The 11,034-nt window shown below is 48.1% G+C and carries 10 protein-coding genes; 6 read left to right on the top strand and 4 right to left on the bottom strand.

Annotated features, from left to right (window positions below; genetic code table 11):
- Positions 1 to 8 precede the first annotated feature (8 nt).
- Positions 9 to 1,130 carry a hypothetical protein gene (locus tag COW20_09860; protein PIW48383.1) on the top strand — a complete coding sequence of 374 codons (1,122 nt, stop codon included), beginning with the start codon at positions 9 to 11 and terminating at the stop codon, positions 1,128 to 1,130.
- A 51-nt stretch (positions 1,131 to 1,181) separates the two neighbouring features.
- The gene (locus tag COW20_09855; GenBank protein PIW48382.1) at positions 1,182 to 2,306 is read left to right on the top strand and encodes a tRNA guanosine(34) transglycosylase Tgt; all 1,125 of its coding nucleotides are present in this window, start codon (positions 1,182 to 1,184) and stop codon (positions 2,304 to 2,306) included.
- Here COW20_09855 and COW20_09850 read toward each other — a convergent pair.
- Genes COW20_09850 through rsgA form a run of 3 tightly spaced genes read right to left on the bottom strand, consistent with a single transcriptional unit; the run spans position 2,283 to position 4,497 of the window.
- Entirely contained in the window at positions 2,283 to 2,837 is a 555-nt protein-coding gene (locus COW20_09850) for a hypothetical protein (GenBank protein ID PIW48381.1), read from the bottom strand. The genes COW20_09855 and COW20_09850 overlap by 24 nt on opposite strands.
- Positions 2,837 to 3,388 (bottom strand): hypothetical protein, encoded by a 552-nt coding sequence (locus COW20_09845; GenBank protein PIW48380.1) that lies wholly within the window; start codon positions 3,386 to 3,388, stop codon positions 2,837 to 2,839. The genes COW20_09850 and COW20_09845 overlap by 1 nt, the downstream gene beginning before the upstream one ends.
- 32 nt (positions 3,389 to 3,420) lie before the next feature.
- Positions 3,421 to 4,497 carry a ribosome small subunit-dependent GTPase A gene (gene rsgA / locus COW20_09840; protein PIW48379.1) on the bottom strand — a complete coding sequence of 359 codons (1,077 nt, stop codon included), beginning with the start codon at positions 4,495 to 4,497 and terminating at the stop codon, positions 3,421 to 3,423.
- A 272-nt stretch (positions 4,498 to 4,769) separates the two neighbouring features.
- Here rsgA and COW20_09835 point away from each other — a divergent pair, with 272 nt between their 5' ends.
- Entirely contained in the window at positions 4,770 to 5,702 is a 933-nt protein-coding gene (locus COW20_09835) for a beta-aspartyl-peptidase (protein PIW48378.1), read from the top strand.
- Between the two features lie 102 nt (positions 5,703 to 5,804).
- On the opposite strand, the gene COW20_09830 is transcribed toward COW20_09835, so the two are convergent.
- Positions 5,805 to 7,220, bottom strand: a complete 1,416-nt coding sequence (locus COW20_09830) for a hypothetical protein (protein ID PIW48377.1) — start codon at positions 7,218 to 7,220, stop codon at positions 5,805 to 5,807.
- Between the two features lie 126 nt (positions 7,221 to 7,346).
- Here COW20_09830 and COW20_09825 point away from each other — a divergent pair, with 126 nt between their 5' ends.
- The 3 genes from COW20_09825 (at position 7,347) to COW20_09815 (ending at position 11,027) form a co-directional block, all read left to right on the top strand.
- Positions 7,347 to 8,423, top strand: coding sequence for a hypothetical protein (locus COW20_09825; protein ID PIW48376.1), 1,077 nt, complete (start codon positions 7,347 to 7,349; stop codon positions 8,421 to 8,423).
- Positions 8,424 to 8,654: 231 nt separating this feature from the next.
- Positions 8,655 to 9,263, top strand: a complete 609-nt coding sequence (locus COW20_09820) for a hypothetical protein (protein ID PIW48375.1) — start codon at positions 8,655 to 8,657, stop codon at positions 9,261 to 9,263.
- A gap of 183 nt (positions 9,264 to 9,446) precedes the next feature.
- Positions 9,447 to 11,027, top strand: coding sequence for an ATPase (locus COW20_09815; protein PIW48464.1), 1,581 nt, complete (start codon positions 9,447 to 9,449; stop codon positions 11,025 to 11,027).
- Positions 11,028 to 11,034: the final 7 nt, after the last annotated feature.

Raw genomic sequence — 11,034 nt, 5'->3', positions numbered from 1 at the left:
TATTTGCCATGCCTTCGCAAGAAGAGACCCCTCAAACCCCACCTTCCCCACTTCCTGGTAGCACACCCCCCGAAAAAAATTATTTTAATAAACAATATCTTTGGCTAGCAGGAGCCCTGATTCCCTTGGCCTTGATTGCTTTCAGCGTCATGAAAAGCGGAGAACAAAACCCAGCTTTGGCTGAAGCCTCCAAACCCCAGCGAATAAGTTTAACAGACAGAGATCTGCGCACATCCCTTCCCGCTTCAGGTCTTGAAGGGCAACCTGTCGAACTGAGCCTTCATCTTTTGCTCGCAAGCCATCAAGCCCCTGTTCAACTCAATTTAAGCTATCAGGATTTCGATTACGCAGGAAAAGCCATCATCGCAGAAAAAAAATTGGAATGGAACGGTTCACTGCTCAAAGTTCCCCTGATTTTTCAAAGCCCCGGACAAAAAGAAATTCAGTTAAAAGACAGCTCCAATCACCTTTTAAAAGCTCTAAAACTGAAAGTTACCCCTTTTCCTGCCAGTGTTTTTCCCAAGAAATGGGAAGAGTTTAAAAATTTGGCCCCCCACCCTGAACGTTTTCATATTTGGGCCAATCTCTTTTATGATGAAAAAACGCACCCCAATCAACGACAATACGTTCAAATCACCCATGAAGACCGTTTGATTGATCGTTTTCTAATATCTTCGGGTGCGGCAGGGCATATAACCCCTGTCGGAGAGTACAAATTGGGTTTCAAGGATTTCTATCCGCGTTCCAGCCGGTATAACAATACGCCCATGCCCTTCTGGAGTGCGATCAATGTCAACGGCAACCAAGGAGAATATGGTTTCCATTCACTTGAAGATGGCGGATATCTCTACCTTTTGGGCAAACCTGCCTCACACGGCTGTATCCGCTTAAGCCGTTTGCCTTCGGTTGAAACGGATCCTCAAACCGGTCAAAAATCGTGGGGAGATCGCGGGGGTGCCCGCTGGATCTTTGACAGGGTTCCCCCTGAAACCCCTGTGACAATCTTCAAACAGCCCTTGCCAGATTTTGAGTTTCAGGACTATGTCGCCTATTTGCAGGAAGCGAATAAAAAGTTTGCCCTGGAGCAGGCGAAAAAAGCTGAAAAGATCCGAAAGGCTTCTGAAGGGTAAGCTCCAACCGTTATACTGAAGTCCAAACTTTAGACCTCAGAAAGAAAATCCATGTTTGAATATGAATTGCAAGCGGTTTGTCCCCAAACAGGTGCCCGTGCAGGCCGCTTTTTAACCCAGCATGGTTGGGTTGAAACACCTGTATTTATGCCTGTGGGCACCCAAGCCACCTTGAAATCTGTTCCCCACAATCCCTTTCTACTTGAAATGGAAACTCAAATCATTCTGGCCAATGCCTACCATCTCTATCTGCGTCCAGGCACCGCCTTGGTCAAGCAAGCAGGGGGCTTGCACCGTTTTATGAATTGGCCACGCCCCATGCTGACAGACAGTGGCGGTTTTCAAATTTTCAGCCTGAATTCCCTATTAAAAATCTCTGAAGAAGGCATCCGCTTTCAATCCCCCCGCGATGGGGCCCATCATTTTATCTCCCCTGAAAAAGCGATGGAAATTGAAAACGATTTGGGCGCAGATATTATGATGGCCTTTGACGAATGCTTGGCTGCCGGGGTGGGCAAAGAAAAAACGCAAGAATCCGTTGCCATGACCTCGCGTTGGGCAGAACGTTGCTTAAAGAGTCACCAACGCCCCGAAGACCAAGCCCTGTTTGGCATCATTCAAGGGGGAATGTTTAAAGAACTCCGTGAAATGAGCGCCCGAGATATTACCTCGCTTAATTTTCCTGGCTATGCCATCGGTGGACTGAGCGTGGGTGAAAGCATGGAGGAAATGCACAAAGTTCTGGATTGGACAGTGCATTTACTGCCCCAAAACAAACCCCGTTATCTGATGGGCGTAGGCACCCCCGTTGACATGCTCAAAGCTGTGGTTTCTGGGATCGATATGTTTGATTGCGTTATTCCCACCCGTTTGGGCCGTCATGGCCAGGCCATGTGGCTCAATGATCGCGTGGTCTTGCACAATGCAAAAAATAAAGAGGATTTTTCGCCCTTGTTCAGTGAGTGTCAATGCCATACCTGTCAGCACTATACCAAGGCCTATATCCGCCATCTGTTTAAAGCAGAAGAACAGCTGGCGGGCACACTGGTCAGCATTCACAATATCCACTTTCTGGTTCATCTCATGCGGGATGCACGTCAGGCCATCTTAGCAGGGCGCTATGGTGATTTTCTCAGCGAGCGGGGGTTGGGCTTAGAAAATACCGTTGAGACCTAAAATATCACCATTGCCGTTGAAGCCCAAACTGATTTCCAGAGGGGCCCAGGGACGCCAGGCCACCTCAAAACCACTGGCTGGAGAAAGAAAAGTCCAGCCATTCGGGGGAAGCGTCAGATAAAAACCAGGGATTAAGTTCAGACGCAAACGCAATTGCTCAGAAAAAAGATACGAAAAACAGGCCCCCATCTCAATCCCAATCGGTGAAATTTCTTCACTAAGGGTGTGCCCAGGCAAATTCAGTTCACCAAAAACGCCTGCCAAACCTGAAATATAAAAGCCATCATTGGCCAGCATCAGATATTGCATATGCGCATAATAGCGGCTGATTCCAAATTGTGCGCCATAGTAAAAAGGGACTGCGCCTCCCGCTCCCAAGCGGATTCTGTCCTGAAAAGGAAATTCAAGGCCCAAAGCAGGGGCTGAACCACTTCCAAGCACCCACTTCTGGGCATCTGCGCCAGGCAGGCTGGAAGCCTGGACAGGCGAAGAAAGAGCAAACAAACTCAAGAGGATCAGGTATCTTCGCATCAGAAGCGGTAATTGAAACCAAAAATATCACCGTTGCCATTAAAGCCACCTGTGACTTCCAATTGTGGAATGGGGTGGTAGCCCACCTCGATTCCCCCGCCAGGCGGGAAAAGACCCCAGCCTGTAGAATTGGGAAAAGCAACACCTGGCACAATATTGACCCGCAAACTGAATTGCTCATTAAAATGATAGGCAACGCCCAAGCCAAACTGAATTCCCACGGGAGAGAGTTTTAAATCTTCACGCTGAGAGGTATTGATATCGCCAAAGACACCCAGAATTACTGAGACATCCATACTTTCATTGTTCATAAAACGGTAGTTGAGATGGCCGTCATAACGTGTAAAGCCAAAAGCACCATAAAAAAAGGGCATGGCCACAGACCCGCCCAGGCTGAAATTTTCAGCCAAGGCAAAGTCCAATGAAAAACCAGGGGAAGTTCCCAGCCCCAATTTAAAGCCAGAAAAATCTGCCTGGGGCATGGTAGAAGCCTGAACAGGTACAGCAATGAAACAAAATAAGCTGAGTAAAGCAAGCGTATATTTCTTCATACCCTCTAGCTTAACCATTCAGCAGGCAGAAATCAATCAGAATAACGGCTGCGTTCCAAATTCCGCTGACGGAACGATTTATGTATTTGCTTCCATCGCTTCTTTTCCTCGATTTGTGCGATTTGACTGTGTTTTCGCTCTTGATGCGCTTCCTCACGCATCAATTTACGATAATTTTGCCAACGTCCAGGCTCCAAAACACCAGACGCCAAGGCTTCCTGAACAGCACAGCCTTTTTCTTGTCCATGCTGACAATTTCTGAAACGGCAGGCTTGAATCAAAGCTTGAATTTCTTCAAAACTATGTTCTATCCCACTTCCCGCTTCCCAAATCTGCAATTCACGCATCCCTGGGGTATCCAAAATCAGGGCTTCCCCTGGCAATTGCAGTAAATCGCGACGTGTGGTGGTATGTTTGCCTTTGTCTTGAAAACTGCTGAGTTCGGAAGTCAATTGTCTGTTTTCTCCCAGCAGTGCATTGACGAGGGTCGATTTCCCCACACCTGAAGAACCTAAAAGCGCCACGGTTTTTCCCGATCCCAACCAGGGATTCAATTGTTCAATCCCTTTTCTTTCAAGCGCTGAAAGCACCAAGATTGGCACCCCTGTAGCAATTCTTTCTATTTCAGAAAGCGCAGCAGTGGGATCTGAAACCAAGTCAGCCTTATTCAGAACAATCACAGGTTGGGCATTGCTTTCCCAGGCGATGGCCAGATAGCGCTCCAGTCGCCTGAGGTTAAAATCATGGTTCAAGGCCATGACCAGAAAAACCGTATCTAAATTTGCTGCCACCACCTGGGCTTGATCGCGGCTACCGGCTGTTCTGCGAATAAAAGCACTGCGTCGGGGCAAAACGGCTTCAATCCGCCGTTGCGCGCGTGAATTGTCTAAAACCACCCAGTCGCCCACGGCAGGAAAATCTTCGCGCCCCATCGCCTGGTGTCTGAATTTTCCGCTGATCTCAAGTAATTCTTCGCCAGCTTCAGAGACCACACGCCACAGATCGGGATACTCACTGATCACGCGTGCAGCCAAAACGGGGTGAGCTTGAAAATCCTGAAAAAAAGCTTGGAAAAAGGGGCTCCAGCCCCAAGAAGATAATACGTGCATGAAAAACTCCTGTAAATTTTGGGAAAGATCCCGACAGGAGCCAGGCTGATTCGCTTAAGCGATCAGAGCGGGCCTGTCAGGTAGATTGTTTGGGAAAAGGATAAAAACACGCATCAACAAGCCCTCCTTTGAATAGAAAAAATGTGTAACCGATTTCTTAGACGGAACACAAAAATTAAAAGTTCCACTCAGTTTGATTTTTTTCAAAAAAATTCACCCCCCTCTGTCAAACTGGGTTATTCTGTTTCAAAACACAGAAAGACACAGGCACGATGGAAACCCACCAGGAGATTATCCTTGCAGTTCATGGCGGAGCAGGCACCCTCTTTAAAGGCCTAATCTCTGAACAAAGAGAACAGGGCGCGCGTGCCGGGCTGGCAGCGTCGCTTGAAGCAGGTCTGAAAGTCTGGCAAGCAGGCGGCAGCTGTCTGGATATGGCCCAGGCAGCGTTGATTGAGCTAGAAAACTGCGAATATTTTAATGCCGGGAAAGGTTCTGTTTTTAACCATGCCGGTGAAATTGAGATGGATGCTGCCCTGATGGAAGGTGAAACCCTCAGCGCAGGTGCTGTAGCAGGCGTGAAAGGGGTAAAAAACCCCATTCAGTTAGCCCGCAAGGTTTTAGAACACTCAGCACATGTGCTCTTGATCGGGGCAGGCGCAGAAGCCTTTGCCCAAGAACAGGGGCTGGAATTTGAACCCCCAGCTTATTTTTTTACAGACTACCGCTGGCAGCAGTTGCTGGTTTTGCGCGATAAACAGCAAACGGCTCTGGATCACGCTGAAGCCCCTCCTTCCTTTGGCACAGTCGGAGCGGTTGCACGTGATGCAAGAAACAACCTGGCATCAGCCACCTCTACGGGCGGTATGACCAATAAACGTTTTGGCCGGGTAGGCGATTCCCCACTGATTGGCGCAGGCACCTATGCCGATAACCGCAGCTGTGCTGTTTCAGCGACAGGGCACGGTGAATATTTTATTCGCAGCAGCCTGGGCCATGAACTTTCCTGCCAGATGAGACTGGCCCAAAAAAACCTGTTCGAAGCCGGTCAGGCAGCGATGCTGGAACTGGCAAGACTGGGTGGAGAAGGCGGCCTGATTGCCCTCGATGCACAGGGAAACTGCATTTTACCTTTTAATACAGGGCGCATGTACCGTGGCTGGCTCAAACCAAATGGAGAACGTGGAATCGCAATTTATCCGTAAATTTTGAATCCTTTTGATTTTCGAGCAGCCACCAGAACAAAAGCGCAAACAGAAGGGCGATCAAGAGCGTCAAAACTTTTCGGATATGCGGAGGAAGAGTTTTCAAGCCCGAAAACTCGCCAAAAGTCTCTGCAGGGCAATCGGGGCGGCCCCTGCTTTTAAACCCGGAATTTCGCCCTGGGTCAACCCCGCAACCGTATCGGCCTGTATCAAGGCGGGTATTTTTCGCTCTGACAGGTAACAAGCGAGACGAAGTTTGCGATGCAATTCCCAAACTGGTCGCTGCGCTTGAATAAAAGCGTCCATTTCTTCAGGGGTTTGGTGAGAGCTCAAGGTCTCTTGAAAGGCCTGCGTCAAATAGGGCTCAGCCACCGCCAGCATAAAGTATTCAATAATTTCTCGTGGATAGGAAGCCTGACCAAAGAGCGACTCATAACGGCCCAAAATACGTTCGAGTAAAGCGAGAAAGGGTTGGCCCCAATTCCGGCTCTGATTAAAATGCTCACCCTGTTCATGATCAATATAGGCCACCGTAATTTCTGGTGCATAACCCACCTCATAATGGGATAAAAATTCAGCCGTTAAGAGCCAATCCCAGGAGCTGAAACCATGCCCCAGCGCTTCAGGATCCGCAGCAGAAAGCTCAAAAAGTTGAGCTTTACGAAAAAGCGCTCCCCCCCCAAAAATGGGGTTGATTAGACCACAACGTTGCAGTTCTTTGCGGGTATCTGCCAGACAGGGTTCAGAATAATAGGGCCCATATTGTTTAAGCCTTAGTTGTGTACCCTTAAAATGCAAATAATAATAGCCCCCGCCTGCCATCGCAATCCAGGGAAATTGCTCAAAAAGCTTCACGGTGCTTTCTAAACAGTTGGGCATCAGGCAATCATCATCCGCCAGGGACATCACCCATTCACTTTCACAGGCCTGATAGAGCATGCCCATGGTGTCATAAACTCCAGAGTTCTGAGCCTTACGAATATACGCAATGCGAGAGTCTGAAGCCGCTAGCATTTCGCACCAGATTTGAGTCCCATCAGAAGAACCATCATCCCCGATGATGAGTTTCCAATCGGAATGGCTTTGAGCCAAGACGCTTTGGACGGATCTTTGCAAGAGAGGCAGCCGGTTATAGGTAGGAATGAGGATCGTCACTTGGCTTGAAGAAACCGGGGAAAGCCAGGTGATCAGTGACGTTTGGGAGAATTCATCTGAAACCCAGGTTTCGAACGCCTGTGGAGCATATTCAATAATAGAATCTAAACTGACGTGTTTGCGTCCCGTCAATAAAAATACCACATGGGCTGGCCAGGCTTGCGCTCGCTCACTAATCTGCTGATAGGCTTCCTTCAGCAAATCCAAGACATCCATTTTCAAACGCGCTTGACCGGGTTTTTGCAGTTCAAGACGCGTCTGCTCTCCCAATGCTGAGTGCCAGTGCTTTTCAAAATCATCAAGCTCTGATGCCAGCCACTGACGACACAGGTCAAGATAGGTTTGAGAGGGAGAGGCTGCCATGACTAATTTCCTTCAAGGCCTGAGAATTCGCTGAGAAGCGAGGACCAGGGTATAATTTACCAGATCTGAAGGGGTCTGCCCAGTTTAGCAGCTAGTCAGAATCAAACAAAAGAAAAAGGGAAACCCATGCCTGAAGCTTTAAAAATCATATCGATTGGGGGAGCCACCCAGGATGTCTTTGTGCGCAGCGAAGGCGCACAAATCATGAAACTCAGCGATCGACTGCATGAAAAAGCCTGGTTAGGTTTTGAATATGGCGCAAAAGTCAATGTGGAGGCCATTCGCTTTACCATTGGCGGAGGGGCCACCAATACCTCGGTCGCTATGGCCAAACTGGGCCTGCATACTGCTTGTTTGGCCAAAATCGGGCCGGATACAGCTGGCCAGAGCGTGAAGAAAGAGCTTGAATCCCATGGGGTCTCGACGGATCTCTTACTGACAGGAAGTTCAGAAACAGGCTACAGCGTGATTTTAACCAGCTATGAAGGAGAACGTACCATTCTCAGTTTTCGAGGGGCAAATCAGGAAATTCTTGCTGAAGAGCTGGATTGGAAAGCCCTAGAAAGCGCTGATTGGCTGTATATTTCATCTTTGAGTGGCCCTTCCTCAGAAATTCTGGAACCGCTTGCAGATCTCTGTCAGAAAAAAAATATCAAAATCAGTTGGAATCCTGGCTCAAGTCAAATCAAAGCGGGCCTTGAAAAGCTAAAACCCCTGCTCAGCAAAACCACGCTGCTGATACTCAATAAAGAAGAAGCCGCTGCCCTGACGGGAATTCCCTTAGAAAAACCTCAACCTGAACATTTACGCCCTCACCAAGCAGTCTCAAGTGGCCGACCAGCCTTTATGTATGATTTAAATGCGCATCTGAAAGCCTTAAAAGCGCTGGGGCCAGACTGGGTGGTCATTACAGATGGACGTTTCGGCGTTCAAACCTGGGATGGAAAACAGGCCTACGCCATGCCTGTCTACCCCTTGGAAGTCGTCGATGTTTTGGGGGCAGGCGATGCCTTTGGAGCAGGTTTGACTGCTGGATGGATCTATTCTGGCAGGGATCCCATTTCAGCCCTGAAACTGGGCAGTGCCAATGGCGCAGGTGTCTGTACGGCAACGGGGTCGCATTTTGGCTTACAAAGCCTGGAAAGTGCAAAAGTTCTGATCGAAAAGCATCCCCAGATCCAGCCTTTGGCCTTTGAAATCTAAATTTGAACTAAAAAAAAACCTTTCCACAAAATAAAATTAGGTTAAGCAAACAACTAAGATCTCGACAAATTGTTTCTATCAAAGACTTTCAACCTAACTCAGCTTAACCTCTCAATAATGATTAACCATTTATTAACCAAATATTAATATTTTCTTTACCAAGTTTTCTTAAGAGGTTCCTATAACCATTCTAAGGAAAGATTAAGTTTAAATTATAAAGAGGACAAAATTATGACACTTGCAATCAATTCCGCATATAGCGCTTATCCTACTCAGGGTGTAGCCACTCCCAATTACACTCCCTATACCGCTTCTGCTCCCGTAGTCGCAGACAGTGGAACTGGTTTCAGTGCCGATTTCACCTCCATTTCTTCTAAACTTGCAGCTGGTGCAGGCGGTGGATTTGCAGCCTATAAACTCGGCGCACAAATGGGCCAAAATATCAAAAGCATTTTTGCAAAACCCGCTCCCGCTCCCAATCCTGGCAGTCAAATTACTGCTGGTGGTTTCATGACGGGTATGAAAAACGTTGCCATCACCGGTTTTAAAGGTGCAGGTCTTTCCGCCCTGGTCGGCGCAGGCGTTTCTGCCGTCGCCAATGGTGTCGGTGTAGCCACTGGCAAAGTAGATTCAAGCCAAGCAGTCTCAAATGTTGTCGGTGATACCATTACCTCCGCAGTCGGTGGTCTGGGTGCTGTGACTCTGGCAGGCCTTGGCAATATGGCGCTGGGCTCCATGGGTGTTGCAGGACTGCCTCTGACCATCGTTACCGTCGGTCTGGGTGCAGCAGGTGGCGTTGGCGCTTCCTTCCTCAAAGACAAAATCATGGGCAACAACTAAATCTTTCCCCTCTTTATAGATAAAGCCCCTGGAATGACCAGGGGCTTTGTTCTTTCTATTCCCCTTCAGGCTGGATATAATACTTGTATTCCTGTGTATGAAAGAAAAAGGTAATTCATTTTGCAGCCGGCCCCTCCCTTATTAGGCACGATCATCGAAGGCTCACTTTCAACTGGCTTGAAAATGCGGCTTGCGCCAGATCAACAGGTTGAGAATATTCGGGTCGGACAATTTGTAGTCGTAGAGGGTCAAATCAACCGTTTTTTCTGCATGATCACTGATGTAGCGCTGACAGCTTCTAATCCCAGTATTTTGCTGAGCCCTCCAGCCCAGACCGATTTTCTGGCTCAAATTCTGCAAGGCACAGGCACCTTGGGCACGGTTTCTCTGCAACCCATGTTGATGCTTGAAAAAAGCAAAGAAAACAACAGCGAAGAGTTGCGCCCCGTTAAAACGATTCCTGCACATTTCGCCCCCGCCCAAGTCGCAGCAGAAAAAGACTTCGCCACCGTTTTTGGCAAAGAATCAGATCCCGGCAAAAACCGATTTTATATTGGCCAACCTCTGGATATGGATATCCCGCTCTGTCTCGATTTGGATCGTTTTGTGGAACGCAGCAATGCGATTTTTGGGAAGTCTGGAACAGGAAAATCCTTTCTCACCCGTTTGGCTCTCTCGGGCATTATCAAAAAACAAGTGGCCGTCAATCTGATTTTTGATATGCACAATGAGTATGGCTGGCAGGCCATGAGTGAAAACAAACATGAAAAAGTAGTCAAAGGCCTGAAACAATTGTTTAACCGGGACGTGGTGGTCTTTACCCTGGATCTCAAATCTTCACGCCAAAGAGGCATCAAAGACGCTCAGGAACTCACCATTCCCCTGCGGCAAATCCAAATCGAAGATTTGGCCCTGATTAAACATGAACTCAATCTTTCTGAAGCCAGCATTGAATCGGCCATGGTACTAGAAGAAGCCCTTGGAAAATCATGGCTCAGCCGCTTCATGGAAATGAACACCCTTGAAATTGAGGAGTTTGTTACCACAGGCAAAGGCCATGCAGGGGCTTTAAAAGCCCTGCAGCGCAAGCTCATGAAAGTCACCCAACTTTCGTATATTATGGATGATGTTTCAACAGACTCCATCGCACAGATCCTCAAATATCTTGAAAATGGCAAACATGTGGTGCTGGAGTTTGGTGGTCAAAACAGTCTCTTAAGCTATATGCTGGCCACCAATATTATTACCCGCCGCATTCACAGCAGCTATGTCGAGAAATCTGATCTCTACCACGCAGATCCCAATCTGAACCCCAAACCCCGCCAATTGGTGATCACGATTGAAGAAGCGCATAAATTTCTGGCACCTGCGATTGCGCGTCAAACGATTTTTGGAACCATTGCCCGTGAAATGCGAAAATATGCCGTCACACTGCTGATTGTGGATCAGCGCCCCTCCAGCATTGACAATGAAATCCTTTCCCAGGTGGGCACCCGCATTACAGCGCTTTTGAACGATGACAAGGACATTGATGCAGTGTTTACAGGGGTCAGTGGCAGTCAAAGCTTGAGAACGGTGCTCTCTCAACTCGACCCCAAACAACAGGCCTTGATTTTAGGCTATGCTGTGCCCATGCCTGTCGTCATTCGCACCCGCTCGTATAATTTGGAGTTTTATAAAGCCATGGGCTATACCGGCGATGATTCCCCCGAAGTGATCGAAAACCGCGCCTTGAACAATATCCGTCAGTTGTTTCCCAGCTAGCCAGAAT

Source organism: bacterium (Candidatus Blackallbacteria) CG13_big_fil_rev_8_21_14_2_50_49_14 (genome assembly GCA_002783405.1).
Classification (GTDB): Bacteria; Cyanobacteriota; Sericytochromatia; order UBA7694; family UBA7694.
The sequence above is the reverse complement of the archived record's forward strand: the minus strand, read 5'-3'. Positions and strand labels throughout refer to the sequence as shown.

Bases quoted from the DNA above. Each gene is read 5' to 3' on its own strand.
- COW20_09860 (PIW48383.1), top strand. From the start codon at position 9: ATGCCTTCGCAAGAAGAGACCCCTCAAACCCCACCTTCCCCACTTCCT.
- COW20_09855 (PIW48382.1), top strand. From the start codon at position 1,182: ATGTTTGAATATGAATTGCAAGCGGTTTGTCCCCAAACAGGTGCCCGT.
- COW20_09850 (PIW48381.1), bottom strand. From the start codon at position 2,837: ATGCGAAGATACCTGATCCTCTTGAGTTTGTTTGCTCTTTCTTCGCCT.
- COW20_09845 (PIW48380.1), bottom strand. From the start codon at position 3,388: ATGAAGAAATATACGCTTGCTTTACTCAGCTTATTTTGTTTCATTGCT.
- rsgA (PIW48379.1), bottom strand. From the start codon at position 4,497: ATGCACGTATTATCTTCTTGGGGCTGGAGCCCCTTTTTCCAAGCTTTT.
- COW20_09835 (PIW48378.1), top strand. From the start codon at position 4,770: ATGGAAACCCACCAGGAGATTATCCTTGCAGTTCATGGCGGAGCAGGC.
- COW20_09830 (PIW48377.1), bottom strand. From the start codon at position 7,220: ATGGCAGCCTCTCCCTCTCAAACCTATCTTGACCTGTGTCGTCAGTGG.
- COW20_09825 (PIW48376.1), top strand. From the start codon at position 7,347: ATGCCTGAAGCTTTAAAAATCATATCGATTGGGGGAGCCACCCAGGAT.
- COW20_09820 (PIW48375.1), top strand. From the start codon at position 8,655: ATGACACTTGCAATCAATTCCGCATATAGCGCTTATCCTACTCAGGGT.
- COW20_09815 (PIW48464.1), top strand. From the start codon at position 9,447: ATGCGGCTTGCGCCAGATCAACAGGTTGAGAATATTCGGGTCGGACAA.